The following is a 26505-nucleotide window of genomic DNA, read 5'->3' as shown; positions in this document are numbered from 1 at the left end:
CTTCAGTGAAAACTCAGCAGAGCCGGAACGACGACGGCCTGGCCGCCGTCGTTCCGGCGAAGGCCCCACTGCAAGTGGTGAGGCGACGGCGTAAGCCATTGACGTGGGACAAGGTCAGTTTCTTTGCGGTGTTCCTCGGACTGCCGTTGGCGATCTACCTGTTGTTCGTGATTTGGCCGTTTATTCAGGCATTCGGGTATTCGCTGACGGACTGGTCCGGTTTCTCGCCCAACCAGAACTTCATCGGCCTCGAAAACTACGTGAAGATCTTTACTGACGACATCTTCATGAAGGCGATGTCCAACAACATCGTCCTGGTCATCTTCCTTCCCATCATCACCATCATCTTGAGCCTGGTGCTTGCCTCGCTGGTGACTGTAGGCGGAAGCAGTAAAGGCCAGATCAAGGGTTTGCGCAATTCCAGCTTCTACCGCGTAGTGTCGTTCTTCCCCTACACCATTCCCGCTGTAGCAATCGGCATCATGTGGGGGCAGATCTACGATCCTTCGGGCGGTCTGCTCAACGGCATCCTGACGGGCCTCGGCCTGGACCAGTTCAAGGACTTCGCTTGGCTGGGTGATAAGAACACGGCCATGATCGCCACCATGTTCGTCATTGTGTGGGGCTTCGTTGGCTTCTACATGGTCCTGTTTGTAGCCGGCATCAAGGGCATTCCTGCCGAGCTTTTCGAGGCCGCCAGGATTGATGGCGCCGGACGTTTCCGGACCGCCGTATCCATCACCATCCCCTTGATCCGCGACAACATCCAGACCGCCTACATCTACATGGGCATTCTGGCGTTGGATGCTTTCGTCTACATGGCTGCCCTCAACTCCGGCGGTGGTCCCGACAACTCCACGCTGGTCATGGCGCAACAATTGTTCTTCACCGCATTCAGCAAGGGGCAGTTCGGCCTCGCCAGTGCCATGGGCGTTGTGCTGGCCCTTGCCACGCTGATCTTCTCCGGCTTGGTGTTCATGGTTAACCGGCTCACCGGCGGCGATAAGGATGTGAGCCAGTAATGACAACCAAAGTCTCATCTCCGGAAATGAAGTCGTTGCACTTCCAACCGCGGACTCCGGGAACCACGCCGGGTGACAAAGTGGTGGGAGCGGTGTCGCACACCGCGCTGACCATTTGGACACTGATCGTCATCCTTCCACTCCTGTGGACGTTCATGTCCTCCTTCAAGACCTCCAGCGAGATCTTTGCTTCGCCGTTCGCCTTGCCGGGTGAATGGAAACTGGACAACTACGTCAAGGCTTGGAGCGATGCCGGGATCGGCAGCGCCTTCCTGAACTCCATCATCGTTGTGGCCGCAGCCCTGGTGATCGTGATGGTCCTCGGTGCGATGTGTGCCTATGTGCTGGCCCGCTACACCTTCCCGGGCAGCAGGGCCATCTACTACCTGATGCTCGCCGGCCTGACGTTCCCGATCTTCCTTGCCATGGTTCCGTTGTTCTTCGTCCTGAAGAATATGGGGCTCCTGAACACTTTGCCGGGACTCATCCTGGTGTACGTGGGCTTCGCGCTTCCGTTCACGGTGTTCTTCCTCTTCTCCTTCTTCAAGTCACTGCCTCACGAAATCACTGAAGCAGCGGCCCTGGACGGCGCAGGGGAGTGGCGGACGTTCTTCCAGGTCATGTTGCCGATGGCCAAGCCGGGCCTCGCCTCGGTTGCCATCTTCAACTTCCTGGGCCTGTGGAACCAGTTCCTGATTCCGGTATCCATCAACGCCGCCGGTCCGCGCGTCCTGTCGCAGGAACTCGCGGCCTTCGCCGGCCAGATGGGCTACGCGGTGGACTACGGCGCGCTGTTCGCAGCCGTCAGTGTCACGGTCATTCCGGTGCTTATTGTCTATGTGATCTTCCAGCGCCAGCTGCAGGGCTCCGTGTCACAGGGCACCTCAAAGTAGTAGCTCCACGCAGCAAACAGCGTTCGACGGCGGTCCTCACCTCAAGGTGCGGGCCGCCGTCGGGCGTTAAATCTGAAAGGATGGAACGGATCTGTAGTGCAACGAAAGGCAGCAGCCCGTGATCTTTATTGTGGTCAAGTTCAACGTCAAGCCCGAATGGTCCGAACGGTGGCTGGATTTGGTGGCCGACTTCACCAAGGCGACCCGCGAAGAGCCGGGCAACCTGTGGTTCGACTGGTCCCGCAGTGTGGATAACCCCAACGAGTTTGTCCTGGTGGAAGCCTTCCAGGACGACGCTGCCGAGGCGCACGTCAACAGCGATCACTTCAAGAAAGCCATGGCGGACATGCCGCAGGCTCTCGTGGAGACCCCGCACATTATCAGCCGCCAGTTCGACGGCAGCGGCTGGGACCGCATGGGTGAGCTCACCATCGCGTAGGGGCTGGGCCGCTGGGCCCGCTAATCCTCGCTGTGCAGCTCCCGCTGCCGTGCGCTGAGCAGCTCGAACTCAGGCCGGGCGGCCACGAAGCGTTCAACGGCGTCGAGCACTTGTTGGAGATGCGCGTGATCCGGGGCCACCACAGCGGCTCCAACCAGCGCCCGACGATGCTGGTCCTGAAGCCCGGTTTCGGCAGCAGAGACCTCGAAGCGCCGCTTTAGCTCGGCTACCAGGGGCCGCAGCAGCGAGCGCTTCTCCTTGAGGCTATGGACATCGCCCAAAAGGACGTCGAACTCAATCCAACCGATCCACATGAATTCATTATCGCCGCAGGTCAGGGCGGTGGACCACTGTGGAGTTGATGGAATCTTGAGCCAACTCAGGCCGCGGCGCCCACTGAAGGAGCAGCCCTCCAATCGTCGTCCTGGCCTACCCGCTGGTGGTGGGTGGGGCGGTGTCCCTGCTGTTCGGCAACGCCTTGATGATCATCGTCTCCGGCCTGGCTACCTTGCGTCGCCACGGATGGCGGATTGCGATCTTCGCGTTGCTCGGCATATCACGACGACGGTCACTGGGTTGGGTGAGGGACCACACCGTATCTTGAGCAAATCTTGAGCAAACACAGCATGCAGGTTGAGGAAGCCCGGCGACACTGAAACTCAAAGGCACAGGATGACCAGCTGAGGGGGTTGGCATGGAGCTCGATGCATTCTCGGTAAGAGTAGCTCTGGGCGTGGTCACCGTGACGCTCCTGATGCTGTTCTGTACTTCCTTCCACCGAACCCGCTCGCCGTACGCAGGCTGGTGGAGCCTGGCCTTGCTCGAGTTCATGGCGGGCAACGCCGCCTTCCTCCTCAATGGAACCCCCCATCAGGTGTGGGCAAACCCCGTGGGCAACGTCCTCGTGGTGGCAGGCGCCTTCAGCGTGTGGGCCGGAGCGAAGACCCTCCGGGACCGGAAGGCCAAGCTGTGGCAGCTGGCTGTTGGTCCTGCCGTCACCGCTATCGCATCCTTTCTGGAAAGCCCCGGGAACAACGTCTGGTCCGGTGGTTTTGTCTATCTGGCCATGATGACCGTGGGCATAGCCTTGGCCGCCTATGACCTGTGGTTCATCAAGTCTTCCCACTCCCAAGTCCACAGAGCCCTCTCCATAGCCGCAGGCCTGCTGGCCGCCTACTACCTGGGACGCTGGGTGGTTTATGCGTTGGAAGGACCGGCCAGTTACACGTTCCGCACGTACTTTGGGCCTGGACCTTCAGCCCTCATCTCCATGGTCCTCCTGGTCACCGTTTCCTTCAGCATGACGGCCCTGACCAGCGACCAACTCATCAAAGGCCTTCGCGAACGTGCTACCCGCGACCACCTGACAGGGCTCCTCAACCGCGGAGCCTTCCTTGACCTTGCCACCACTGAACTTGACCGGTTGCATTCAACGGGTTCCGGGGCAGCTGTTATCCTGGCCGATCTGGATCACTTCAAGGCCGTTAACGATGAACACGGCCACGGAGCCGGGGATGTGGCCTTGCGCGCCTTCGCCGAAGCATGCTCAGCCTCGGTGCGGTCCACGGACCTCATCGGACGCTATGGCGGGGAAGAATTCGTTCTCTTCCTGCCGGGCGCAACACAGGACCGTGCAGAGAACATCGCCACCGAAATCAGCCGCCGAATGGCAGAATTTCCAGCCCCTGGCGGCGTGGTGTTTCCCACCATCAGCTACGGAGTGACGTCAAGCATTCCCGCGTCCGCTGACCTCAGTTTCATGATCGAGGTAGCTGACGCAGCCCTTTACAGCGCAAAGGCGCAAGGGAGAAACAGGATTGTAGGAGCCGACCGCCCGGAGGCGGCCACTATAGCGGATGAGGCACGATCATGACCCTAAACGAACTCACCACCCGGATTCAGATTCAGCACACCCAGGAGCTGTCCGTCTTCCGCCAGAGCATCACCAGTGCCCCCTATAAAGCCGGGACAGCCACCACGCTGAACGCTGACCGCCGCTCCGTCAGGATGGGCCCCGTGCAGTCGGTGGAGGACAGCAACGCGAACCTCACCATAGTGGCCGACGTCGAAGGCCTGGCCTGGTTCACCGCGGACAAAGGACTCCTGGGCAGCTGCATCACAGTCTCGATTGCGGGCCACCGCAGGAACACCGGCACCCGGGTGCACCTCCCGCTCGCCGAATGCGATGCCTGGATCGAGGCCATCGTCGGAGGGGCCTGGATCCCCCACGTCTACCGTGCCGGCAACAAAGTTGAGCCGGATGGAAGGTTGGATGTTGCCTCTTACCGGCTCTTCCTGGACGAACGCCGCAACCCCGTCACCAAGCCCCAGGCTGTTGCCGACTCAACGTTGCGACGCCTGGAAGAGTCGTGAGTGCCACGAAGCCCCACAAGCTTCTCTCCGTCGATTCGCGGATCCAGAAACTGGAGTTACACGTCCAGGCCCTGATGACGGAACTCCATCTTGCCCGGTACGAACAGCGCCGGGACGCTCTTACCGATCCACTCACCGGGCTCGGCAACCGCCAGGCCTTGGAGAATGCTTTCTCCGAAGCCCAGGCAGCTGCTGCCAAGGGTGCCGTACCCCCTGCCCTGCTCCTCATGAATCTGGACGGTTTCAGGGCACTGAAGAACTCCGCAGGCCATGCCGCGGCGGACCAGATTCTGATCACCGTCGCCATGCGCATCCGGTCAGCCGTGCGGGAGGACGACGTCGTCACCCGCCTGGGTGGGGACGAATTCGCTGTGCTGTTGCCCGCCACCGCGCACAGCCGGGCCACCGCCGTCGGGAACCGCATCCTGGCCGCGCTGGAACCGAACATAGACCTCGGGAACAACAGCATCCGCTGCGGCGCCAGCGTCGGCCTGCGCACCGCGGAGCCGCATCACAGCATCGAGGACCTTCTCCAAGAGGCCGATCTGGCCATGGAAGAGTCCAAGAATGAGGGCCGGAACAAACTCAAAGTGTTCGATCCCGCAACCCTGCATGCACGGCTGCTGCAGCGGCAGATCGTGGGCGAACTCCGCGAAGCCATCCGTTCGGACCAGCTGGTCCTTTACTACCAGCCGATCGTGGAGCTCGCCACCGGCAGGATCGAGGGCTGCGAGGCTTTGGTCCGGTGGAAACACCCCGTCCATGGCCTGATCATGCCGGACCAGTTTATCCCCGTTGCCGAGGCCACCGGGCTGATCGCGGAGTTGGGCAGATGGGTCCTGCGTACGGCCGTGGGCCAGTTGCGGCGGTGGCGGGATGCCCCGGCCACCGCACACCAGGACTTCTCCATGAGGATCAATGTCTCTGCTGCCGATCTCCAAAGCCTGGAATTCGTGGACGACGTCAGTGAGGCATTGGCGGGGCAAGGCGTGGCCCCGGAATCACTGGTGCTGGAGCTCACCGAGAGTGCCATCATCCACAACAACGAGCTTGACCGTTACACCCTGGCGAGCCTGCACAGGCTCGGTGTGGGGCTTGAGATCGACGACTTCGGCGCCGGCTACTCGTCCATGGGATACCTGAGGAAACTGCCCGTAGACCGGGTGAAGGTGGACCGGCAGTTCGTGAAGGACCTGGGCAAGGATCCTTCACAGCTGGACTTCCTGGCCGCGATCCAGCAGGTCATCCGCTCCTGCGGCTTGGAGGGTGTGTGGGAGGGGATTGAGACCTCCGAACAAGCAGAAGCGCTCCGGAGCATAGGCTGCGCGAGCGGGCAGGGCTACTACTTTGGCAGGCCGTTGCCGGAGGCCGAGTTCACTGAACAGCTGATGCTGCTGCGGACTTGGCCGGGCTAAAACCTTATGAGAAGGCAAAAGGCCCCTGCACACGTCCTGGCGGACGCTCGCAGGGGCCTTTTGGCATAGCTTCTTCTAGCCGAAGTACTTCGGCAGGGTGCCTTCGTGTGCTTCGCGGAGAGCGTCCAAGGAGAGCTCGTCCACGCCGTTGATCTCCAGCTTTCCACCGGCAGCGTCAACAACGCCGATCCGGAGGTGGGCGAAGCCACGGGCCGTGCACATGTCCTTGAAGCGGACTTCCTCGGAGCGCGGTACGGACACGATGGCCCGGGCCTGCGTCTCGGAGAAGAGGGCCGTGAACAGGTCCACGCCGTCGCGCTCCATGAGTTCCTCAAGGGCGATGCGGGCGCCCACGCCGTAGCGCAGCGAGGACTCCACCAAAGCAGCCGCGAGGCCACCTTCGGAGAGGTCGTGTGCTGCGTCCACCATGCCGTCACGGGAAGCGTTGATCAGGATTTCGCCCAATGCGCGCTCGGCTGCGAGGTCAACCTTCGGCGGCAGGCCACCAAGGTGTCCGCGGAGGTTGGACCACTCGGAACCATCCAGCTCTGCTGCGGTGGTGCCCAGCAGGTAGATGGCCTGGCCGTCCTCACGCCAGCCCGACGGCGTGCGGCGGGCGACGTCGTCCAGCTTGCCCAGAACTGCCACCACAGGGGAGGGGTGGATGGGCGTGGTGCCGGTCTGGTTGTAGAGCGAGACGTTGCCGCCGGTCACGGGGATGCCGAGTTCCATGCAGGCGTCGGAGAGGCCACGGATGGCTTCGGCCAGCTGCCACATGACATCCGGATCCTCGGGGGAACCGAAGTTCAGGCAGTCGCTGACGGCCATCGGAACGGCGCCGGAGGTGGCCACGTTGCGGTAGGCCTCAGCCAGTGCGAGCTGTGCACCCTGGTAGGGCTCGAGGTAGGTGTAGCGGCCGTTGGCGTCGGTGGCCAAGGCAACGCCCAGGCCGGTTTCCTCGTCAACGCGGACCACGCCGGCATCGTCCGGGAAAGCCATGGCAGTGTTACCGCCAACGTAGCGGTCGTACTGCTTGGTGATCCAGGCCTTGCTGCACATGTTCGGTGACGCAACGAGTTCGGTGACGGCTGCAGCCAGCTCGGTGGGAGCCGACGGACGGCCTGCGTCCTCCACGGAACCGGTGAAGGAGTTGGCCTGCACCGAGTCCTGCCACTCCGGGCGGGCGAACGGACGGTCGTACACCGGGCCGTCGTGCGCAACGGTGCGGGGATCGACGTCGACGATTACTTCGCCTTCCCAGGTGATGATGAGGCGACCGGTATCGGTAACTTCACCCAACCAGGAGTACTCCACGGCCCACTTGTCCATCACAGCTTCGAACGCTGCGATGTTCTCCGGGGTGACCACGGCCATCATGCGTTCCTGCGACTCGGACATAAGGATCTCGCCCGGGGTCAGCGTGGGGTCGCGGAGCAGGACCGAAGTCAGCTCCACTTCCATGCCGCCATCACCGTTGGACGCGAGCTCGGACGTGGCGCAGGAAATTCCTGCAGCGCCGAGGTCCTGGATGCCTTCAACCAGCGAGCCCTTGAAGAGCTCCAGGCAGCACTCAATGAGGACCTTCTCAGCGAAGGGGTCGCCCACCTGGACGGCCGGACGCTTGGAGGGCTTGGTGTCATCGAAGGACTCCGAGGCCAGCACCGAAGCGCCGCCGATTCCGTCGCCGCCGGTGCGCGCGCCGAACAGGACAACCTTGTTGCCCTTGCCGGATGCGTTGGCCAGGCGGATGTCCTCGTGGCGCATGACGCCTACGGCGAGTGCGTTCACCAGCGGGTTGCCCTGGTATACGGAGTCGAACACCATTTCGCCGCCGATGTTCGGCAGGCCCAGGCAGTTGCCGTAGCCGCCGATGCCGGCAACAGCACCGTGCATGACGCGGGCGGTGTCCGGGTGATCGATCGCACCGAAGCGCAACGGGTCCATCACGGCAACCGGGCGTGCGCCCATGGAGATGATGTCGCGGACGATGCCGCCGATGCCGGTAGCGGCACCCTGGTACGGCTCAACGAACGACGGCGAGTTGTGGGACTCGATCTTGAACGTCACGGCCCAGCCGTCTCCCAAGTTGGTGACGCCGGCGTTCTCGCCGATGCCAACCAGCATGTCCTTCTTCATTTCCTCGGTGACCTTCTCGCCGAACTGGCGGAGGTGGTTCTTGGAGGACTTGTAGGAGCAGTGCTCGCTCCACATGACGGAGTACATGGCCAGCTCGGCACCGGTGGGGCGGCGGCCGAGAACCTTGACGATCTCGTCGAATTCGTTCTGCTTCAAGCCCAACTCGGCCCACGGGAGTTCCGTGTCCGGGGTCTTGGCAGCGTGCTCAACGGTGTCGATGTTGAACTTCTTGGTGGTTTCCGTGGTCACTTGTCGCCTCCCACAATCTTGGTCAGTACGGAGGTGAAGAAGCCCAGGCCGTCGGTGTCGCGCGGCTCACCGGCCGAGCCGGACAAGCCAGCCTCGGGGCCGAAGCCGGTCTCCACTGCGTGCTCGGGGTGCGGCATGAGGCCCACCACGTTGCCCGCTGCGTTGGAGATGCCGGCGATGTCGCGGCGGGAGCCGTTCGGGTTGAAGCCCACGTAGCGGAACACCACGCGGCCCTCAGCCTCAAGGGCATCCAGGGTCTTCTCGTCAGCGATGTACTGGCCGTCCTGGTTCTTCAACGGCACAATGATTTCCTGGCCGTCGGTGTAGTCCACGGTCCAGGCGGTGTTGGCGTTCTCCACGCGCAGCGTCTGGTCGCGGCAGATGAACTTCAGGTGGTCGTTCTTGATCATGGAACCGGGCAGCAGGTGCGACTCGGTGAGGATCTGGAAACCGTTGCAAATACCCAGTACAGGGAGCTTCGCGTCCGAGTTTGCGGCATCGATGATCTTGGACATCAGCGGCGCGAAACGCGAAATGGCGCCGGCGCGGAGGTAGTCACCGTAGGAGAACCCGCCGGGGATGATGACAGCGTCAACGTCGCCCAGCTCGTTGTCGGCGTGCCAGAGCGGCACCGCAGTGCCGCCTGCAAGCCGCACTGCACGGGCGGCGTCGCGGTCGTCAAGGGTGCCGGGGAAGGTGACGACGCCGATTTTGGCGCCGGCGAGGCGGGGCTCGGCGGAGACTGCGACAGCCTCGCCAATCAGGGGGATCGACGTCATATCAGGCCTCGACGACCTCGACGTTGACAACATCCTCGATTACCGGGTTGGACAGGAGAGTCTCGGCAGCTTCACGGGCCTGGGCCAGGATAGCGTCGGTCACCTCGCCGTCGACGGTCAGTTCGAAGCGCTTGCCTTGGCGGACTGCGCTGAAGCTGTTGAAGCCGAGGCGGGGCAGTGCACCCACGATGGCCTTCCCCTGGGGGTCCAGAATCTCGGGCTTGGGCATGACGTCAACGACGATCCGGGGCATCCGGTAACTCCTGTGCGTGAGTTGGGTGAACCTTAAATAAGGCTGCCGCGGAGGTGCCGTCTCACGCCGTTCAGCCGCATTCAAACAGCGTCTTGAACACAGGGTTAAACACGGTGGTGAACTGCAATGTTTGAACGGCATGGGGGGCGCTCCGCGAGCTTGCACACCTATTCTACCGGGAGCAGCGCACATACCCTATTCAGCCGGATTGCGCGAGGACACCCCGCCGCGGCGGAGGAAATTGGACCAGATGAGGGCCCGACGGCGGCGCTTTCCACGGGTGGTCCGCGTCACTAGGATTGCGGCATGGCTGAGAAACCGAAATCGATGGTGCTGGGTGTTGTGGCCGCAGCCGTTTTTGCTGGTTTGGGCCGGATGGTCATCCAGAAGATCAAGGCGGATCGGGCCGCGCGCGATCGCAGGGTGACCTTTCCGTTGGACGCTGAAACGCGCGCCAAAATCAGCGACGCCCTGCGCACTCCCCGGTAATTCTCCGGAGATTAGCGCACGTACAAATGCGCTATTCAAGGGGGTTAAACGCAGCGATTCCGGCGTAGTTTGGAAAGTACACGCGGGGTTCAGCCCCAGTACCATCCAGGATCACACCAGGAGGAACAATGACCGAACACGTTGCCGAAGTATCCGCCTGTAGCGTTGGCAGCTGCGGATTCAACCACGATGGCTGCACTGCCTTTGGAATCACCATTGGCGGTACCCAGGACCACGCTTCCTGCGCCACGTTCATTGACACCAATGCCATGGGTGGCCTTCCCAAGGTCCTCGCCCACGTTGGTGCCTGCCAGCGCTCCGAGTGCGTCCACAACAACAACCTCATGTGCGAGGCACATGACGTCAAGGTGGGTCCCGGCCGCGAAGCTGCAGACTGCCTGACGTACGAGCACTCCTGATCTCTACCACCTACCAAAAGGGTCCCCGCCTCGGTTAAGGCGGGGACCCTTTTTGTGGTTCGTTATTTCTTCTTGGCCGACGTGGACTTGGCTTCCTTGGGGCTGTCCGCGTCCTTCATTTCCTGTTCTGCCGTGGCTTGGATCAGGGCCATCAATTCCGGATCAAGGCCGGGCGCAAATTCTTCCTTGCGTTCCGGTGAGACGGTCATGGGGAACCCGTCGGGCATGACGTCGGTGCTCAACTCGGTTCCGTCGTTTGACGGAGAAGCTCCCCGGTAGAGTTTGCCTGCTTCGCTGAGATTGTCAGCGCTGAAGGTGTACTGGATGCTCTGCAGTCCCTTGTCCAGGAGCTTCTTCACCTCCGGGAACTGCTCGGCGTTGGTCTTGGGTATGGGCAGCAGCTTGCCCCAGTTCACGCCCAGACTCTCCAATGCCTTGGCATAAGCATTCTCGTGCGCCTGGTCCCGGACAATCAGGTACGCGATGGTGGAACGCGCGGTCTTGTTGTCTGTCATTTCGTAGATTCGGCACTTTTGCAGCCTGCCCGTTGACTCCAACATCAGGTTGTAGAGCAGGTCCAGCACCAGGTTGCCGCTGTTGTAGACGTACGAGCCGCTCCACGGGTTACCGGCGGCATCCACGGGCAAGGCACCTTGAGCACCCACCAAGTAGTGGTGGATGTTGCTGGTGTCCAGTGCGATCTTCAAGGGAGTAGATCCCCCTGCGCCCGGCTGGTCCACGGGATCGGACTTCTTGCCCTGATAGCGGGGTGAGCCGTCAAGGAGCTGGGAAATGGTGGTTCCGATGAGCTCCACATGGCTGATCTCTTCAGTGCCGATGCCCTGCAGTAGATCCTTGTACGGTTTCGATGCCGCGTCACCCCGGAAATTCATGCTCTGGAACAGGTATTGCATCATGGTGCGCATCTCGCCGAACTGGCCGCCCAGGCCTTCCTGGAGGGCATTGGCGGCTGCAGGATCCGGCTCGTCGGCGGCGATTTCATTGATGAGAAGCTGGGTGTGCAGGTACATACGTTTCCTCACGTTGTCTCATGCTCTGTGTGGGATGGAAACCCTCTGCTGGCCACCCCGGACTCACATACCATAAGCATGCTTACTATTCGGAGGCAACGAAATCCTGTGAGGAATTGGATCCCGTGAGGAAAAGGGGTGGGATCTAGCCGGCCACTTGGTTGGTGAGCGGCTTGCCTTCCTTGAGTGCGGTGACGTTCTCTGTGACCAGGCGAGCCGAGCCTTTGGGTCGGTTGCCTGCAACGTGCGGCGTGATGATCAGGTTGGGGGCGGCCCATAGCTTCGAGTCGGCCGGTAGGGGTTCAACCTTGGTCACGTCCAGTGCCGCTACGCGCAGGCGGCCCTCGGTAAGAGCTGCGAGAAGAGCTTCTTCGTCAACGGTGGCACCGCGCCCAACGTTCACAAAGACTGCCGTGGACGGCAGGGCGGCGAGGATCTCTTTGTTCAGGGAGTCGGCGGTTTCCGGGGTGGCGGGCAGTATGGAGATCAGGACATCGGTTGTAGCGAGGACATCCTGCAGTTCTTCGGTTGAGACCACGGGGAAGCCGTAGCGATCACCCTTTGAGTTGGCCACGCCGGTGACCTTCGCGCCCAAAGCCGCCAGCAGGGGAGCGAGCCGCCCCGCAATGGAACCGAAGCCCCAGATGGTGACCTTGGCGCCGTCGAGCGTGTAGAGCTGTTCCGTTGCCGGGTCGGACTGCTCCGCGTTGTAGGGCGCGTTCCAGGTGGCTGACTTCTGGGAATCGAGCAGCACGTCCAAGCGGCGGACGGCGGACAGGATCAATGCCAGCGCATGTTCGGCCACGGGGCCGTCGTGGAGGGATCGGCCGGACGTCACCGCAACGCCCTCCGCAAAGCCGGCGGCGAGCACCGAGTCCGGGCCGGCAGCGAGCGTCTGGACGAGCCTGAGGTTGGGCATCGAGCGGGCTGCGTCGGCCAGGTTCTCCGAGGTGTTCCGCCAGACCACCAGGACCTCGGCATCCCGGTGGTCAGCGGGGATAGGCTCCTCCACCGCGTAGGTCACCATCTCATCGCCCGCCGCAGCAAGGTGGGGGAGGTCCAGTTTGATGGTGTCCGGGACGAGGATTTTCACGGCAACTCCAGTGGCTCAAGCGATGTTCGGTTTCGCTTTCGAGGCTACCGCTTCGCCGCCAAACGAAGCCTTCTGCGCTTCATCTCTGGCAATGTGACGGCGAACACCTTAGGGTATGAGGACGTCCAGAGGTTGTAGGACGTTCGACGTAGCACGTAGCACCCACTCGAAAGGACCCCTCGATTTGAGATCTTCATCCTTTGCGCGAACAGCAGCCGCCGGCGCCCTCAGCGCTGCCCTCATGGCCGGGCTCGCTCTTCCGGCCACAGCCGCCCCGATTCCGCCCAACAACCCCGCAGCAGCCCCGGGCACGTTCACCGAGGCCAACATCGGCGCGGATCGTACCGCAGCCAACTTCTTCTACCGGATTCCCGCCCTGACCTACCTGGGCAACAACGTGGTCCTTGCTGCTTGGGACGGACGTCCGGGTTCAGCGGCGGACGCTCCCAATCCCAACTCGATCGTCCAGCGTCGCAGCACCGATGGTGGCCAGACGTGGGGTCCGGTCACTGTCATAGCGGCCGGACATGTTGGTGATGCCAGCGGGCCGAAATATGGTTACAGCGATCCGTCCTATATCTATGACGCTGAAGCGGGCAAGGTATTCGCGTTTTTTGTCTACTCCAAGGACCAGGGCTTCGGCGGGAGCCAATTCGGCAACAATGACGCCGATAGGACCGTGATCTCCTCGGCAGTTATCGAGTCCTCAGACGGCGGCGTCACATGGAGCCAGCCACGGCTCATCACCAACGTCACCAAGCCGGGCACCAGCAAGACGAACCCTGTCGCCGGCGACATCATGTCCAACTTCGCCTCCTCCGGGGAAGGTATCCAACTCAAATATGGCCAGTACAAAGGGCGCCTGATTCAGCAATACGCCGGCGATGTCCGCCAAGCAGATGGCACCAACAAGATCCAGGCCTACTCCGTCTACTCCGATGACCACGGCGCCACCTGGCACAAGGGCGCCAACGTCGGGGACCGCATGGACGAGAATAAGACCGTGGAACTCTCCGACGGCCGCGTTCTCCTGAACTCCCGGGACAACGCCAACCAGGGCTACCGCAAAGTGGCCATCTCCACGGACGGCGGCGCTACGTACGGTCCGGTCACCCCGGACACCGAGCTCCCGGATCCCGCCAACAACGGTGCCATCGCACGTATGTTCCCCAACGCGGCGCAGGGCTCAGCTGATGCAAAGAAGCTCATCTTTACCAACGCCAACTCCAAAACCGGCCGCGAAAACGTCTCGGCCCGCGTCTCCTGCGACGACGGCGCCACCTGGCCCGGCGTCCGCACCATCCGTTCCGGCTTCTCCGCGTACTCCACGGTGACCCGCTTGGAAGAAGGCAAGTTTGGGGTCCTCTACGAAGGCAACTACACGGACAACATGCCCTTCGCCACGTTCGACGATGCTTGGCTGAACTACGTCTGCGCCCCTCTGTCTGTCCCGGCTGTCACCACTGCGCCCGGTGCTACGCAGCAGGTGCCCGTGACCGTCACCAACCAGGAAGCCAGCACCCTGTCCGGCGCAACTGCCACTGTCTACACTCCCACTGGCTGGTCGGCCACCACGGTGCCGGTTCCCGACGTCGCACCCGGCGCGTCGGCAACCGTCAACGTGGCGTTGACGGCACCGGCCAACGCCAGCGGTCCGCAGAACCTCAATGCAGCATTCACCACCGCGAATGGCAGGGTTTCGCAGTTCACCTTCACCGCCACCGTGCCGGTTGCCCCGCAGGTGGGCCTGAGCATCACGGGAACTGCACCTGCCCGGGATATGGTCGCCAACCCGTACCAAGTGGGCGATGTTCTCAATTACTCGCTCAACGTCAAGAGCACTGCCAACGTCACGGCAAACGCGGTGCCGGTTTCCGGGACCTTCGACTCCGGGTTCCTGCCGCCGTCGGCCCCTAACTGCCGGTACAACAACCTGGCCGCAGGTGCCAGCTACAACTGCACCACCGCCAAGCACGTGATCACCGCGGCCGACATTGAGCGCGGTTACTTCGTGCCCGAGGCGAGCTTCAGCATCACGGCCAGCACGACGCCGTCGCTCACCAAAACCGTCCCGTTCACCGGCGCTGCGGTCGCCTTGCGCGACGGGCTGCTGACAGCCGATGTCAGCGGGGCGCGTGCCGACGTAGGACGTGACCTTGCAACCCAGCCCTACGCGGCAGGTGACCAGGTCCCGTACACCTTCACGGTGAAGAACACGAGCCCGCTGGTGGAGAAGGTGGTCCCCACCGCCGGCAACTTCAGCCCGTTCCTGCCGGAAGGGCCGGGCAACTGCCGCTACAGCGTGCTGCCGGCCGGCCAGAGCTACCAGTGCGCCACCCCGCGCCACACCGTCACTGCCGAAGAAGCTGAGCAGGGGTTCTTCATTCCAAAGACCACCTGGGAAGTCAGCTCGGCGGGGCAGACCACCAAGATCATCACCGTGAATGGTGACCCGGTGGAGCTGAGGACCAAGCCGGACACGGAACCGGCCATCGCGCGCCAGGAACTCGGCACGCCGGCGTTCGACCTGGGTACGGCAGAGAAATACCGGACGGGCCAGGAAGTGGTCTTGAACGGCCTTGACCATGGTCAGTGGTACTACCTGTACCTGAACAAAACGGGCTACCGCCTTGGCTGGAACTTTCCGGGGGCGGATAACACGGTGAAGTTCACGCTTCCCGCCGACGTGAAGAACGGCCGGGATGACGTGGTGGTCCTGGATCAGAACGGCGTCCAGGTCTCCTTTGACCGGATGCAGGTGACACCGAAGGGCTAGCTCATTGGCTCGGAAGTAAGCGGCGGACCGCAGTACTCTGCAGCGGTCCGCCGTTTGTCATTCCCTGACGAATCACCCTCGCTGTGACAAGACAAAAATCTTGAAATGTGCTGTATGTCATATTCGGCTCTCACTAGGTACTCTGTGACTCGGCTGGTTGCGCTGCTTTGACAAGAACTGTCAAAGGTTCAACCAACTTAAAGTTGACAGGCCTGGGCGATGGAGCCCGGTCCTCCCTCAGTGAAAGGTGCAACCACTCGTGAAATCACAAGGAAAGAGCTTCGTCAGAAGCGGGGGACTCCGGAAGGCTGCGGCGCTCGCCGTCGGCCTGCCGTTGCTGCTCTCGTCCATGGCGATGCCCGCCCAGGCCGCTCCCGCGCCGGAGGCGCCCGGGAATGGTGCAGGCGTGGCCAAGAAGAACCTTGACCCCAGCGCCTACAAGGACGGCCGCTACATGGTGGTCCTGGCCGAGAAACCTGCAGCGACTTACGACGGCGGCACGGCAGGCCTCGCGCCCACCAAGCCGGAGGAAGGCAAAAAGCTCGACGCAGACAGCGCCGAGGTGAAGGAATACCAGCAGCACCTCCAGCAAAAGCAGCAGGAAGTCGCCCAGCAGGAAAACGTCACCATCAAGCGTGACTTCACTACCGCCGTCAACGGCTTCAGTGCCAACCTCACGGCGGACCAGGCCATCAACCTTGCCAAGGACCCCAAGGTCCTCATGGTTGCACCGGACACGCAGTACGCTCCGGACTACTCCACCACCGACTTCCTCAAGCTCAGCGGCCCCAACGGGACCTGGACTACCCAATACGGCGGCCAGGACAACGCCGGCAAGGGCACCGTGGTTGGCGTGATCGATACCGGGTACACCCCCTCCAACCCGTTCTTCGCCGGGGAGCCCGTTGGTCCGCTGGTGGGGAACCCCCAGGTAGGGGTTCCGTACCGCACCGCTGACGGCAAGATCGCCATGCTTAAGGCCGACGGCGATACTTTCGTGGGCGAATGCCAGCCCGGTACCGATACCGGCGCGGATTACGATGGCAGCGCCTGCAACTCCAAGGTCCTCAGCACCCACTACTTCGCGGACGCCTTCCTGGAAACAGTCCCACCGGAAAACCGCGCTTCTGAGGAAGTCATCTCTCCCGTGGACGTGGACAGCCACGGCACCCACACGGCAAGCACGGCAGCGGGCAACGCCAACGTTGACGCCGTAGTGGATGGCCGCAGCTTCGGAACCACCAGCGGGATCGCACCCGCCGCCAAACTCGCCGTCTACAAGGTCTGCTGGGAAGACACCGATCCCGCCACCGGTGGTTGCTACGGCTCCGCTTCAGTTGACGCGATCGAGCAGGCCATCCTGGACGGCGTGGACGTGCTGAACTACTCCATTTCGGGTTCAACCACCACCACCACGGATCCGGTTTCCTTGGCGTTCCTCTCAGCAGCTTCCGCAGGGATCTTCGTGGCCACCTCGGCCGGTAACTCCGGTCCGACCGCCAGCACCGTGAACCACGGAGCGCCGTGGCTGACCACGGTAGCCGCCACCTCCTTCTCGCAGGAGCTCCAGGGCACAGTTGAGTTCTCCGATGGCAGCAAGTTCCGCGGAGCGTCCATCATGAACCGCGAGGTGACCGGGGCCGGCGTGGTGCTGTCCACCAGCGCTGCAAGCGGCCAAGGAAATGCGGCCCTGTGTGCTCCGGGCTCACTGGACCCGGCCAAGGTAGCCGGCAAGGTTGTTGTCTGCGACCGTGGTGTTGTTGACCGAACGGCCAAGAGCGCCGAGGTCCTGCGCGGCGGTGGCGTGGGCATGATCCTGGTGAACCTCACGGAATCCTCGCTGGACACTGACAAGCACGTCATCCCCACCGTCCACGTGAACCCGCCTGCAACGCAGACCATCAAGGACAAGGTCACGGCCAACCCGGGCGTCACCGTGTCCCTGCTGAACCGCGACACCACGGGACTGCCTGCTGAAGCGCAGCCGCAGATCGCCGGATTCTCCTCCCGCGGACCGCTGCTTGCTACGGATTCTGACCTGTTGAAGCCTGACGTGTCCGCTCCCGGCGTCGCTATCCTCGCGGGCGTCTCGCCGATCGGAACCGGTGGAGACAACTTCGGCTTCCTGTCCGGAACGTCCATGGCTTCACCCCACGTAGCCGGTTTCGGCGCACTGATCCTGGGCAAGAACCCGCAGTGGTCCCCGGCCACGGTGAAGTCCGCCATGATGACCACCGCAGGTCCGGTCAAGCTGGCCAACGGTGCCGTCAACAAGGACGTCTTCGCCACCGGCGCGGGTCAGGTTGATCCGGCCAAGGTCCTTTCACCGGGCCTCGTGTACGACGCCACCACCGAGGACTATCTCAAGTTCATCCAAGGCACGGGCATGGACCTGGGCATGGAGGGGCTCGGCACCACAGCTGCCCGCGACATGAACGTACCTTCCTTCGCCCTGGGCAACCTGGCCGGGAAGATCGAAGTCACGCGTACCCTCACGGCGCTGACGGCGGGAACCTACCGGGCAACAGCCAACGTCCCGGGTGTCAACGTCAAGGTCACACCGTCCGTACTGACGTTCGGTGCTCCCGGTGAGAAGAAGACGTTCAAGGTTCAGTTCGAAAACAAGAACGCCGAGCTGGGCAAGTTCGCCATGGGTTCGCTGAACTGGCAGGGTGCCAACAAGACCGTCACCTCGCCGATCGCCGTCCGGCCGCAATCCGTCATTGCGGACAAGGCGCTCGCCTTCACCGGAACGGGCCCCAATGGCTCGGCAACCATCAACATCACCTCCGGCACCAACCTGCCGGTGGGTGTGACCATTGATGGCTTGTCCAAGGCGGATTCCTCGGCAGTCGAGCTGGTTCCTGGTCCGTTTGCCGGCGAAACCAACGCGTCCAACTACGTGAAGAAGGTGACCGTTGGCGCCAACAGCGCGCTGGCCAAGTTCTCGGTTATCTCCTCCAACGAGGCCGCGGACTTCGACATGCTGGTGGTGACGCCTTCCGGTCAGCAACTGCCTGCCGCCACGGCCTCTGCCAGCGAAACCCTGTCCGTCCCCAACCCGGCAGCCGGCGACTACTACGTCTACGCCAACCTGTACGCGAGCCCCAACAACCAGCCCACCAAGGCCACTGTTGACGCTGCAGTCCTGGGAGCAAACCAGGGCAACGCCACCGTGACGCCGAATCCGATCCGCCTCGCCAACGGCAAGACCGGTCAGATCTCGCTGAACTGGAAGAACCTGGAGCCCGGCTCCTACATTGGCCGCCTGACCTTCGCGGGGACCAGCGAGCCAAGCTTCGTCACCGTCCTGGTTAACCCGGGCGGCACCGTCGTGGTCCCGGATGAAGAAGACCCCAAGAAGGACAAAAAGGACAAGAAGCCCCGCGGCAAGATCCGCGCTGACGAGCCGACGCAGAGCAACAACGCCGGCTAGTTCCCGCTTGATCCAATAACGGCAGTGGCCGGTGGGGTTTCCCACCGGCCACTGCCGTTATTACTGGGCTTAGCTTGCCCCCGTAGAACCACCGGTGTTCCCCAACAGCGACGCCATCGTCTTCCAACGTGCGATCTCGCAGCCATCGGTCCTGCTGAACTGGCTGTGGACCTTCCGGCCACGGAACCAGCCCGTCACAACCGCTACCTGCGGCCCACCGTACTGCTGCGTGCAGATTCGGTCCGGGCGGGGCTCGGGGAAGAAGATTTCCTCGCCGAACTGCTCCACGGCGGCCAGCGCTGCCGTGGCGTCGGGCAGGTTTGAATCAACGGAATCGGCGTTCGCGGACAGCACACCGTTCATCGAACGCAGGCGGAACTCCCGCGGCTCAGCATCAGGTGCCTCTGTCAGCGTGACAGTCAGGTCGACGTCGTATTCTTTGTCGTTTGGGTCGCTGGTGGCGGAGTCGTTCTCTTTAGCGGAAACCATGGTTACCTTTCGCTGGTGGCGGCGGGTGCTCAGGCAGCCAAGCCGCTCAGCTCGTCCAAGAGAGGCCCTACTGCCTGGAGCACACGGGCCCGCAGCTCCTGGGATTCGGCCGCGAAAGCCCGCTGGTATTCAACGTACTCGGACTTGCCCTGCGGTGTCTCAATCCTGATGGGTGGGTAGCCCCATTCTTCAAGATCGTAGGGTGAGGCCTGCATATCCATCGCCCGGATCCGCCACGACAACTCGAAAGCGTCCATCACCAGCTCGCTGGGCAGGGCAGGCGTCAACTTGTACGCCCATTTATAGAGGTCCATGTTGGCGTGCAGGCAACCTGGCTGTTCCATGGTGCGCTGGTTCTCCCGGGTGGGCGTGAGCTCATTCAACGCGGTGGCGTCCGGTGTGTAGAAGCGGAAAGCGTCAAAGTGCGAGCACCGGATGCGGTTCTCTTCAACAACGGAGTCAGTGCCCTCGCCGCCGAGCCTCAGCTTCAGGTATTCGTGCCGTAGCTCGAACTTTTCCTGCCGGTACACCATGGCCCACTCGTGCAGCCCAAAGCACCCGAATTGTGCCGGTCGCTTGGCCGTTCCCGAGAGGATGATTCCCGCGAAGCGGACAGCTTCGGCGCGGTCGGCCAGGAAGCCGCCGCGGTCAAAGGTGACCGCCGGCGTGCCTGGAGCCAGCCCCACTGAGGCGAGTTCGCCGTCGTCGAGCGTTCGGTAGAACTTCCAGGTCACACGGTCAAGGGCGCGTTCGCCGCTAAGGACCACGCCGTGTCCGGGGTGCCAGCGCTGCAACTGCCCCGGCTTCTGCGTGTAGTAAGTGAAGAGGAAATCCTCCACGGGGTGCTTCTTGCCGGCCGAACGCCTGGCCAGATACGGATCGGCGTACTGCGCGACGCGAGCATGGTGGGCTGCCTCCAGCCCGAGCCATTGCTCTTGGGGGAGGTGCCGCAGCCTAGAGGCCGCCATCTGATCCGAGGACGCTCTTCGCGGCGTCCCACAGGGCGATCTGGCAGCCGTCCGTGCGTTTGAAGGACGCGTTGACTTCCTTGCCGTCCACTGAACCGGTCACCTTGGCTGTTGCCGGGCCGCCGTACTGCATGGTGCAGGCTTGGTCCGTCCGGGTGGGGGCCGGGCTCAGGATGGAGGGGCCGCTCTTGAGGGTGCTGCAGGCCTCGGCTCCTGATGGGTGGCTGCTTTCGGCCGCCGGTGCGCCATCCTTACAGACGAGCGTAAATGTTTGGGGAGCGGACTCCGGGGTTTCGACGAGCGTGATGGACAGCTCGGCGTTGCCCGCGCCGGCGGCTGCTGACGCGCTGGGAGTTGCGGTCTTGCCGGGGCTGCTGCTGGAGGGGGCCGACGACGACGGTGCCTGGCTTGCGCTGCCTGTGGAACCTGGTGTCGGGGTGCCTGAGCATGCGGCGAGGCCGGCGACGGCCAGTACTGCCAACAGGGGCCGAACAAATCGCATGCGCATGGAATCTCCTAGGTTGCGTTCATTTTACGTGGCACTAGTGGTGCCTGTTTCCGTGTTCGCTTCAAGAAGACCACCGGGGGAGCGTGCTTGGCTAGTGGCCGCGCGGGTTTGTTAAAGCGAGTTATGCCGTTGGGTGGCGGCGATCAAACCCGTCATGGCCTGGTGGAGCTCAGCCACTTCTTCGCGGCTGAGTTGCAGGCGCTCACGGATCTCGCCCGGAACTGCTGTGGCCTGATCGCGGAGTGCAGCGCCTTTATCTGTCAGCTTGACGGCCAATGCCCGCTCGTTGCCCGGAACGCGCTCGCGGGTAATGAGTTCGGCTTCCTCCAGCCGGCGAAGCAACGGGGAGAGGGTGGCGGGGTCGTGGAGGAGGCTGTCGCTGATGTCCTTCAGCGTTCGGGGGCTCCGCTCCCAGAGGGCAAGCATTACCAAGTACTGGGGATGGGTGAGCCCGAGCCGTTCCAGCACAGGCTTGTACACGCCCACAACACTTCGCGAGGCCACGGTCAGGGCAAAACACAGCTGGCGTTCGAGGAGGAGGTCGTCGGTCTCCTGAGTGGGCTCTTTTGTGGTTGTCATGGCTGCCTCCTGTGCTCGCTGCCAGATCTATTAGCGCACACTCATCAATTAGTTAGTGCACTAATGATTAGCGTACTATGTACTTATTGAACCGCCTAAAAGAGGAGTCGATCCGCGTGGCCCAGGAATCCTTTACACGGAAATTCATGCGCGCGACAGGGAAGTTCCGGGTAATTTTCGGCCCCGCACACAGCAGCTCCCTCGACCATGAGATGACCGAGGACAACCGGAAGTTGCTCGCCCAGCGCCAAGCCGAGACACAGCAGTGGGAAACCCTCCGCCGTCCCGATGGCAGCACCTACGTGGTACCCCGCAATCCGGAAGACAAGTCCCTGCGGTAACCCCCCCGCGACGGGGATTTTGGGCGTAAAATTGCCTCACTGAACGGCACGCACCAGCCCTGCCGCTTTTTCGCTCTCCGGTAAGAAAGGAGGTGGAAAACATGGGACGCAGAATGGAAGGCTTCGTCCACGTGACCGAGCGGCTGCAGTCCGTTTTTGGACCGGCAACCCACGGCGATACGGACAGTCCTGTGCTGCACAAGCATGATGATTTCGAGACCGCTTCCGAGGCGGATCTGAAGAACTTCGACATCGAGACCGACTCTGAGGGCCATCACTATGCGGTCCGGAACAATGATCCCGGTCCAACCACCACTGACTACAGCCTGTAGGGGGACAGTGGAAGCACCCCATGAACTGCGGAAGGACCGGAGCGCTTGCTCCGGTCCTTCCGCAATTTAATCCCGACGGCGGCACTCCCTGACGTTCTAGGTCCGCCGGGGTGGTGGGTCGTCTTAGCCTTCGCAGTCAGTGCAGTAGGCGACGCCATCTTTTTCGCGGGCAATCTGCGAACGGTGGCGGACCAGGAAGCAGGAGTGACAAGTGAACTCGTCATTTGCCTGCGGGATGACCTGGATGACCAGTTCTTCGGCGACGATTTCGCCACCGGGGCCGCTGGCGTCGAGGCCATCGGTTTCGTCCAGTTCAAGCACGACACTCTTGGCCGTGGGAGCGCTGGCGGACTGGAGAGCCTGGAGGGACTGCTCCTGGTTCTCTTTTACATCGGTACGGAGTTCGTCGTAATCGGCTGCCACTTTTTAATGCCTCTTCGTGTTAGGGGGTTACCGGGTATGCAACGTACAGCATGCCACGAAAATTCCATACCATACCCCAGTTATGCGGCTTGTGGCGAAAACCACGTGGGTGACGGGCAGAAAAACCCGCCACCAAGCGTGATTTCGCCCATCTGTTACCGGAGTTCGATGTCCAATGATTGGAATTGGTCCGCCGCGTGGCGACCAACCAACAACCGGAACGTACCCCGCTCAAACTGCCAGCCGGCGTCGTAATGTGCAAACGCCTTGGCCGGGATGCTTATTTCCACACTCTCGGTTCCGTTAGCTGCCAGGTGGGTTCCGGCGTAACCGGCAAGCCAGCGCACAGGCCTCTCCACGCCGGATTCGGGGCGTTCCAGGTAAACCTGGACTACTTCCCGCCCGGTGCGGGTGCCAGTGTTCTTGACGGGGACGTGCACTACGACGTCCTTACCGGCGGTCACCGCCCGGGGTGCGTGGGCTTTGCCGAACTCGAACGTCGTGTAGCCAAGGCCATAACCGAACGGGTGGGCCGGAGCGGCCCCGCCTTCGGCTTCCTGCTTCAACCATGCCCGGTAACCGATGTGGATGCCCTCGGAATAGACCACCTTTCCCTCAACTGGCGTGGTGTTCAGGACGGGGACATCTTCCAATGCGGCAGGCCAGGTGGTGGGCAGGCGTCCACCCGGCTCTTGGGCACCCAGGAGGATGTCCGCGATTGCGTTGCCGAATTCCTGCCCTCCAAACCAGCCCAGCAGGACCGCGTCCACCTTGTCCAGCCAGGGCATCAGTACCGGGGAGCCCGAGTTGACCACCACAACAGTGCGCGGGTTGGCTGCGGCAACGGCGTCGACCAATTGGTTTTGGTAACCCGGAAGGTTCAGGTCTTTGCGGTCGAAGCCTTCGGATTCGATGGCGGCGTTGGTGCCCACCACCACCACGGCGACGTCGGACGTGCGGGCCGCTTCGACGGCGGCGTCGATTTCCGCCTGCGGGTCCGTGACGATGGTTTCCTCGCCCAGCAGGATGGCAGTGAACGGGATGATCTGTTCGGCTGGCAGTTGGTACTCGGCTTCGATGCGGACCGTCTGGCCCGCCGTGGTTTCGATCGCGTGAACGGTTTTGGGCGGATCGAACAGCGCCGCGCCCAGGACTTCGGTATCGTCCTCAAGCTCGCTGTTGAAGACTTCCGTGCCGTCCAGGACGAAGCGGATCCGGCCCACTGTGCCGACGCCAAGGTGGTGGACACCTGCTGTTTCTGCTGTCCAGTCCGCTTCCATGCGGATGGAGGCCGCGCCGTCGGGAATTCCGATGCCGAACCAGATCAAGTGCGAAGCCAAACGGTCTTCGCCGGAAATCTCCGAGCCGTCTTCCGCCAGGAAGGTCACGCGGATTCCGGGGACGTCGGAGACCGGATTGTGCAGGGAGGCGCGGGGGAACGCCTGGATGCCCTCGGCAACCTTGGCGCCGCGCGCGTAGGCGACCGTGACGTCGTCGGGCAGTGCCTTCCGCAGCCCCTCCAACGGCGAGACGGTGTACTTGGGCATCACCGTGGCGCTGCCGCCGCCCTGGGTGCGGGCTTCGTCAGCGTTGTGGCCGATCACGGCCACGCTGCTTAGCATTTTGGCATCCAGAGGCAGGAGCCCCTTATTGCGGACCAGCACGGCGCCGCGGACGGCTACTTCACGCGCGACGGCGGCACCGTCAAGTTGTGTGGGGAGCTGGGTGACTGCGGGCGCGAATCCCTCGAGTGAACCGACACGGGCCGCCAGGCGCAGGATGCGGGTGACCTTCTCCAGGATGGCGTCACGGCTCACGCGGCCATCATTGACGGCGGCCAGCAGCTTGGGTCCCCAGTGGCCTACCGGTCCCGGCATTTCCAGGTCCTGGTGGGCGTTGGCTGCGTCGATCGAGCGGACGCCGGTCCAGTCGGACACCACCACGCCGTCGAAGTCCCATTCGGTGGACAGTGGCGTTTCCAGCAGCTTGTTCTCGCTGGCGGTGGTGCCGTTGATGGAGTTGTACGAACTCATCACCAACCAGGCGCGGGCCTCGGTGATCGCGTCCTCGAAGGCGGCTAGGTACAGCTCGCGGAGCGGGCGCTCGTCCACTATGGAGTCTGCGGTGAAGCGCTCGGTCTCAGCCTCGTTGGCGAGGTAGTGCTTGGGGGTGGCGCCCACACCCATGGACTGGACGCCGGCAACGTAGCCGGCAGCCATGGTGGCGGTGAGCCGGGGGTCCTCGCTCATGCATTCGAAATGGCGGCCGCCCAGCGGGGAGCGGTGCAGGTTGATGGTGGGGCCCAGGACGGCGTGGACGCCTTTGCGGCGGGCCTCCTGGCCCAGGACCTGGCCGTAGCGGTGGGCGGTTTCCACGCTCCAGGTGGCGGACAAGGCGGACGACGACGGCAAGGAGACTGAGTCGTGGCGCTCATCGAAGTCTTCGCCGCGGACGCCTGCCGGGCCGTCGGACATCACAATGCGGGACAGGCCGATTTCCGGGATGGCGTGGGTGGACCAGACGTCCGCTCCGGTCAGCAATTGGACCTGCTGCTCAAGGGACAGACTCGTGGCGAGTTCACGGATCTTCGCTTCGGCGTCCGGGGATCCGGCCTGCGGTGCCGTGACGGCAGCTGCGAGTGTGGGATTCATTTACTTGACTCCTTTGATACGTGTGACGAGGAGAGCGCCGATGATGCCGACAACAGCACCACCGAGGAACAATGCGGGGTAGCCACCCAGTGCGATGACGGGGAACGCGATGGCGGGCACCAGGGATTGGGGGAGGGCCTGGGCGATGTTGAAGACGCCGAAGGTCTTGGCGTTCTCCGACTGGTCCTTGGGTAGCAGGTCCGTAATGAGGGCGACGTCGACGGCACTGAAGACACCCAGACCCAGGCCGAGGATTCCTTGGCCCAGCAAGACCTGGCCGGTGTCGGTGCTGGTGGCAATAACGATCAGGCCGCCCATCATGATCAGGGCAGATGTGATCACCATGCTCTTTCGCTTGCCGATCCGGTCACTGATCCAGCCACCGGCGAGGCTGGTGATGACGGTGCCTGCAGAGCTCACCAGGGTTGCTTGGAACACCAGGCTGGTGACTTGGGTTTCGGCGACGTGAAGGTGGTCCGTGAAGAAGTAAGGAAGGTAGAGCAGTCCGGCGCAGTAGCCCACATAGACCAGGAACTTGGTGACCCAAGCCCACCCAAGACCGGGGTGATCTTTGGGGTTGAAGTAGAACGAGCCCAGGATTTCCTTGAAATTTAGCGGAGCCGGTTTCTCGGTGAGGACGCGGTCCTTGAAGGTGAAGGCGAAGGCAATGGCTATTGCCGTGCCAACGATCCCCGGCACTACGGCCATCTGGAAGGCGTTATCGAACATTTGCGCGAAGAACGCCGCAGATACCAGGCCGATGGGAAGTGTCATGCCGATCAGGCCGGAAAGGCGTCCACGCTCCGTCGGGCCCGCTTGGTCGGGAAGAGTTGCTACAAGAGCGGCCAGGGCTGCGTTGAAGCCCAGCTGTGCTACAACCCAGGCTACGAGGACGGCGCCGACTTCCGTGGCCGAACCCAGCATGAAGAGTGCTGCAAGGCCGATGAGGGAGCCGCCCACAATCCACGGCTTGCGCATCCCGAAACGGGACGTGGTTCGGTCGCTGAGACGGCCAAAGAACGGATTGGCGAGCAGGGCGACAGCTGCTCCAACGCCGGCCACGAGGCTGAGCGCCCCGGCGCGGGTATCCGGGGTGGTGATCTCTGAAACCTTGATGGCGAGGACCACCAGCGCCGGGGCCAGGACGGCCATCCATAGGCCGGCGCTGGCGATCGGCATGCCGATGACGTAAGCACGGGATGCTGCCTTGGGCGGAATGGTTCCATTTCCCGGGATGGTGGTTTCCGGGGTTGCCGCCTGCTGATTGAGATTGAGGGCCACATTGCCTCCTGATGAACGGGTGACCCACCGTTGGGTCTTGAGTGAAGACTCTAGCGACAAAAATCTAGTGTGACTAGGTTTTGGTGGAAATATGTCGAGTGACACTGGACTTTGGAGTCTGAAATAGACT

The 26505-nt window shown here is 62.7% G+C and carries 26 protein-coding genes; 12 read left to right on the top strand and 14 right to left on the bottom strand.

Features of this window, described 5'->3' with window-relative positions; genetic code table 11:
- Positions 1–5: 5 nt before the first annotated feature.
- The 3 genes from MOD31_RS01440 (at position 6) to MOD31_RS01430 (ending at position 2354) form a co-directional block, all read left to right on the top strand.
- Positions 6–1022, top strand: coding sequence for a carbohydrate ABC transporter permease (locus MOD31_RS01440; RefSeq protein WP_250819672.1), 1017 nt, complete (start codon positions 6–8; stop codon positions 1020–1022).
- Positions 1022–1915, top strand: coding sequence for a carbohydrate ABC transporter permease (locus MOD31_RS01435; RefSeq protein ID WP_142936790.1), 894 nt, complete (start codon positions 1022–1024; stop codon positions 1913–1915). The genes MOD31_RS01440 and MOD31_RS01435 overlap by 1 nt, the downstream gene beginning before the upstream one ends.
- Positions 1916–2033: 118 nt before the next feature.
- The gene (locus tag MOD31_RS01430) at positions 2034–2354 is read left to right on the top strand and encodes a putative quinol monooxygenase (protein WP_250819671.1); all 321 of its coding nucleotides are present in this window, start codon (positions 2034–2036) and stop codon (positions 2352–2354) included.
- A gap of 20 nt (positions 2355–2374) precedes the next feature.
- On the opposite strand, the gene MOD31_RS01425 is transcribed toward MOD31_RS01430, so the two are convergent.
- Positions 2375–2668: a DUF503 domain-containing protein gene (locus tag MOD31_RS01425; protein WP_142936781.1), complete on the bottom strand. Its 294-nt coding sequence runs from the start codon at positions 2666–2668 to the stop codon at positions 2375–2377.
- Positions 2669–2783: 115 nt separating this feature from the next.
- Positions 2784–2909 carry a hypothetical protein gene (locus MOD31_RS21875; protein WP_284705165.1) on the bottom strand — a complete coding sequence of 42 codons (126 nt, stop codon included), beginning with the start codon at positions 2907–2909 and terminating at the stop codon, positions 2784–2786.
- A 139-nt stretch (positions 2910–3048) separates the two neighbouring features.
- Here MOD31_RS21875 and MOD31_RS01420 point away from each other — a divergent pair, with 139 nt between their 5' ends.
- The 3 genes from MOD31_RS01420 to MOD31_RS01410 are packed head-to-tail and all read left to right on the top strand — an operon-like array spanning position 3049 to position 6142.
- Positions 3049–4227 (top strand): GGDEF domain-containing protein, encoded by a 1179-nt coding sequence (locus MOD31_RS01420; protein WP_166841278.1) that lies wholly within the window; start codon positions 3049–3051, stop codon positions 4225–4227.
- Positions 4224–4727 (top strand): hypothetical protein, encoded by a 504-nt coding sequence (locus MOD31_RS01415; protein WP_223941697.1) that lies wholly within the window; start codon positions 4224–4226, stop codon positions 4725–4727. Before MOD31_RS01420 ends, MOD31_RS01415 begins: the two co-directional genes overlap by 4 nt.
- Complete coding sequence (locus tag MOD31_RS01410; protein WP_250819670.1) at positions 4724–6142, top strand: bifunctional diguanylate cyclase/phosphodiesterase; 1419 nt, start codon at positions 4724–4726, stop codon at positions 6140–6142. The genes MOD31_RS01415 and MOD31_RS01410 overlap by 4 nt, the downstream gene beginning before the upstream one ends.
- A gap of 75 nt (positions 6143–6217) precedes the next feature.
- Here MOD31_RS01410 and purL read toward each other — a convergent pair whose 3' ends face one another.
- The 3 genes from purL to purS are packed head-to-tail and all read right to left on the bottom strand — an operon-like array spanning position 6218 to position 9559.
- Complete coding sequence (gene purL / locus MOD31_RS01405; protein WP_250819669.1) at positions 6218–8527, bottom strand: phosphoribosylformylglycinamidine synthase subunit PurL; 2310 nt, start codon at positions 8525–8527, stop codon at positions 6218–6220.
- A complete protein-coding gene (purQ, locus tag MOD31_RS01400; RefSeq protein ID WP_250819668.1) occupies positions 8524–9306 on the bottom strand; it encodes a phosphoribosylformylglycinamidine synthase subunit PurQ in 783 nt (260 codons plus the stop codon). The genes purL and purQ overlap by 4 nt, the downstream gene beginning before the upstream one ends.
- Before the next feature lies 1 nt (position 9307).
- Positions 9308–9559 (bottom strand): phosphoribosylformylglycinamidine synthase subunit PurS, encoded by a 252-nt coding sequence (gene purS / locus MOD31_RS01395; RefSeq protein ID WP_011773385.1) that lies wholly within the window; start codon positions 9557–9559, stop codon positions 9308–9310.
- Positions 9560–9865: 306 nt separating this feature from the next.
- Here purS and MOD31_RS01390 point away from each other — a divergent pair, with 306 nt between their 5' ends.
- Both MOD31_RS01390 and MOD31_RS01385 read left to right on the top strand, forming a co-directional pair.
- Positions 9866–10048, top strand: coding sequence for a hypothetical protein (locus MOD31_RS01390; protein ID WP_250819667.1), 183 nt, complete (start codon positions 9866–9868; stop codon positions 10046–10048).
- Positions 10049–10176: 128 nt separating this feature from the next.
- The gene (locus MOD31_RS01385) at positions 10177–10467 is read left to right on the top strand and encodes a DUF1540 domain-containing protein (protein WP_250819666.1); all 291 of its coding nucleotides are present in this window, start codon (positions 10177–10179) and stop codon (positions 10465–10467) included.
- Positions 10468–10529: 62 nt separating this feature from the next.
- Here the strand turns inward: MOD31_RS01385 and MOD31_RS01380 are convergent, their stop codons facing one another.
- Together MOD31_RS01380 and MOD31_RS01375 are read right to left on the bottom strand one after the other, a co-directional pair.
- Entirely contained in the window at positions 10530–11498 is a 969-nt protein-coding gene (locus MOD31_RS01380; RefSeq protein ID WP_142936773.1) for a manganese catalase family protein, read from the bottom strand.
- 145 nt (positions 11499–11643) lie between these two features.
- On the bottom strand, positions 11644–12591 hold the full coding sequence (locus MOD31_RS01375) for an NAD(P)-dependent oxidoreductase (RefSeq protein ID WP_250819665.1): 948 nt from the start codon (positions 12589–12591) through the stop codon (positions 11644–11646).
- A gap of 241 nt (positions 12592–12832) precedes the next feature.
- Between MOD31_RS01375 and MOD31_RS01370 the strand changes: the two genes are divergently transcribed.
- Together MOD31_RS01370 and MOD31_RS01365 are read left to right on the top strand one after the other, a co-directional pair.
- Positions 12833–15367 carry an exo-alpha-sialidase gene (locus MOD31_RS01370; RefSeq protein ID WP_250819693.1) on the top strand — a complete coding sequence of 845 codons (2535 nt, stop codon included), beginning with the start codon at positions 12833–12835 and terminating at the stop codon, positions 15365–15367.
- A gap of 349 nt (positions 15368–15716) precedes the next feature.
- On the top strand, positions 15717–18803 hold the full coding sequence (locus MOD31_RS01365) for a S8 family serine peptidase (RefSeq protein ID WP_250819692.1): 3087 nt from the start codon (positions 15717–15719) through the stop codon (positions 18801–18803).
- A gap of 69 nt (positions 18804–18872) precedes the next feature.
- On the opposite strand, the gene MOD31_RS01360 is transcribed toward MOD31_RS01365, so the two are convergent.
- The 4 genes from MOD31_RS01360 to MOD31_RS01345 form a co-directional block, all read right to left on the bottom strand.
- Positions 18873–19292, bottom strand: a complete 420-nt coding sequence (locus MOD31_RS01360; RefSeq protein WP_223941702.1) for a serine protease inhibitor — start codon at positions 19290–19292, stop codon at positions 18873–18875.
- Positions 19293–19321: 29 nt separating this feature from the next.
- Entirely contained in the window at positions 19322–20260 is a 939-nt protein-coding gene (locus MOD31_RS01355; RefSeq protein ID WP_142936769.1) for a 3-methyladenine DNA glycosylase, read from the bottom strand.
- Positions 20247–20768, bottom strand: coding sequence for an SSI family serine proteinase inhibitor (locus tag MOD31_RS01350; protein ID WP_142936768.1), 522 nt, complete (start codon positions 20766–20768; stop codon positions 20247–20249). The genes MOD31_RS01355 and MOD31_RS01350 overlap by 14 nt, the downstream gene beginning before the upstream one ends.
- Positions 20769–20879: 111 nt before the next feature.
- Positions 20880–21347 carry a MarR family winged helix-turn-helix transcriptional regulator gene (locus MOD31_RS01345; protein ID WP_166841298.1) on the bottom strand — a complete coding sequence of 156 codons (468 nt, stop codon included), beginning with the start codon at positions 21345–21347 and terminating at the stop codon, positions 20880–20882.
- Positions 21348–21493: 146 nt separating this feature from the next.
- On the opposite strand from MOD31_RS01345, the gene MOD31_RS01340 reads away from it, so the two are divergent.
- A complete protein-coding gene (locus MOD31_RS01340; RefSeq protein ID WP_374206957.1) occupies positions 21494–21688 on the top strand; it encodes a hypothetical protein in 195 nt (64 codons plus the stop codon).
- A gap of 101 nt (positions 21689–21789) precedes the next feature.
- Entirely contained in the window at positions 21790–22020 is a 231-nt protein-coding gene (locus MOD31_RS01335) for a hypothetical protein (protein WP_165450136.1), read from the top strand.
- 123 nt (positions 22021–22143) lie between these two features.
- On the opposite strand, the gene MOD31_RS01330 is transcribed toward MOD31_RS01335, so the two are convergent.
- From MOD31_RS01330 to MOD31_RS01320, 3 genes are all read right to left on the bottom strand, one after another.
- Entirely contained in the window at positions 22144–22443 is a 300-nt protein-coding gene (locus tag MOD31_RS01330) for a DUF4193 domain-containing protein (protein WP_142936764.1), read from the bottom strand.
- Between the two features lie 155 nt (positions 22444–22598).
- On the bottom strand, positions 22599–25094 hold the full coding sequence (locus MOD31_RS01325) for a beta-glucosidase (RefSeq protein ID WP_250819664.1): 2496 nt from the start codon (positions 25092–25094) through the stop codon (positions 22599–22601).
- Positions 25095–26375: an MFS transporter gene (locus MOD31_RS01320; protein ID WP_250819663.1), complete on the bottom strand. Its 1281-nt coding sequence runs from the start codon at positions 26373–26375 to the stop codon at positions 25095–25097. It abuts the gene before it with no gap.
- Positions 26376–26505: the final 130 nt, after the last annotated feature.

Origin of the sequence: Paenarthrobacter sp. TYUT067 (assembly GCF_023656375.1) — a bacterium.
In the GTDB taxonomy this organism is placed as follows: domain Bacteria; phylum Actinomycetota; class Actinomycetes; order Actinomycetales; family Micrococcaceae; genus Arthrobacter.
The sequence above is the reverse complement of the archived record's forward strand: the minus strand, read 5'-3'. Positions and strand labels throughout refer to the sequence as shown.